The 800-nt window shown below is 61.6% G+C and carries 2 protein-coding genes; both read right to left on the reverse strand.

Going from position 1 to position 800, the window contains the following annotated elements; genetic code table 11:
* Positions 1-25: 25 nt before the first annotated feature.
* Positions 26-463 (reverse strand): PIN domain-containing protein, encoded by a 438-nt coding sequence (locus DI269_RS12915; protein WP_112136537.1) that lies wholly within the window; start codon positions 461-463, stop codon positions 26-28.
* On the reverse strand, positions 460-666 hold the full coding sequence (locus DI269_RS12920) for a hypothetical protein (RefSeq protein WP_157974950.1): 207 nt from the start codon (positions 664-666) through the stop codon (positions 460-462). Before DI269_RS12920 ends, DI269_RS12915 begins: the two co-directional genes overlap by 4 nt.
* Between the last annotated feature and the right edge of the window lie 134 nt (positions 667-800).

The raw sequence follows: 800 nt of genomic DNA on the forward strand, positions 1-800 counted from the left end.
CCGAAGGGCGCGGCCCCGCCGACTATCACTGTTCCGAATCGTATGGGAGCAGCGTGAAGTAATCCGGCCCCCAGATCGGCTGGAGGATCCTAAAGTGCCGCTGGTCGAGTGTCATGATCGAGTTCGTACGATATCGATCAGCCAGCACCACGTTGGACGCATCGGCGATGCCAATGTAGTCGTCACCTTGGAACGCCTGCATGACCTGAAGCGCCTCCGCATGGTCGGCAGGGCCCCAAGAGGCGAGCTCCATACCACCCAGCGCCACGTCCTCGTTGAACTGTCGGGCCGCACCGGCGTCGTACTGCTCCTTGAGCATGTAATCCACTTCGGCAACGATGAACGGCGACACCACCAGAGGCCCTTGCCGCTTCTCCACCGCCTCGGTCAGTCCGTCGTGCTCTTCATAAGAACTGTCGAACAGCGCCAGAACAGCGCTCGTGTCGAGGATGATCGGGCTCATCTGCCGAATCCCGAGGCCAGCTTGGCGTCGATTTCCTCCGCCGTCAGCGGCTTCTCACTTCGGTATCCCCCGAACCGCGGCTCGCGCCGCGGCGCATTGCGCTCAATCAGGCTCTCGATCTCCTGGGCGAGAGTGAGCCCGTCTTCAGCCGCGAGTTCATGAAGACGGTCGCGGAGGACCTTCGGTACTTTGATCGTCGTCATGGTCATACCGTAAAGTATACCCGCCTTTCCCGACGATGACACGCTGTCGCGACACGCACGAAAATAGTGAGCCCTCACACTCGTTTCCTGGTCAAGACGCTCGTGTATGCGGCGGGGCCGCGCCCGAAGGGCGC

The organism is Glycomyces dulcitolivorans (assembly GCF_003265355.1).
In the GTDB taxonomy this organism is placed as follows: domain Bacteria; phylum Actinomycetota; class Actinomycetes; order Mycobacteriales; family Micromonosporaceae; genus Glycomyces; species Glycomyces dulcitolivorans.

What these genes read in the sequence shown, in the direction of transcription:
- DI269_RS12920 (WP_157974950.1), bottom strand. Translation starts at nt 666, where the DNA reads ATGACGACGATCAAAGTACCGAAGGTCCTCCGCGACCGTCTTCATGAA.
- DI269_RS12915 (WP_112136537.1), bottom strand. Translation starts at nt 463, where the DNA reads ATGAGCCCGATCATCCTCGACACGAGCGCTGTTCTGGCGCTGTTCGAC.